This is a genomic window from Dietzia sp. IBK-p2-15D (assembly GCF_057773105.1).
On record NZ_JBYMTK010000138.1, the window covers coordinates 1 to 301 of the forward strand.

Consider the following 301-nt stretch of genomic DNA (forward strand, 5'->3'; position numbering starts at 1 on the left):
TAGTAGTCCTTCTCGACCCATTCGCGCTGACTCACCAGACGCCTCCCTTCTTCTTGTTGCAGTTCGTCTTCTTATTGCAGTGTTCGGGTCTACGAATTCTCTCAGTTCCCCGGCACGTCCGGGGTGGGTCGGCGTGCGGGTGCGACCCGAATCGTCTCGGGACGCACCCGCACGCCGGGGTGGTGAGCCGGGTGGCTCAGCGGACGATCACCATCGCCGTCCGCAGGGTCCGCTCACCGTGGCGGTAGCCCTTGCGCAGGATCGTGCCCAGCACGGGATCGGATCCCTCGGACTCGTCCTG

1 pseudogene is annotated in these 301 nt (G+C 64.8%); it reads right to left on the minus strand.

From position 1 onward, the window contains the following. Positions 1 to 196 precede the first annotated feature (196 nt). Positions 197 to 301 (minus strand): annotated as a pseudogene (locus AC3DEV_RS17245) (nucleotide exchange factor GrpE); the annotation flags it as partial.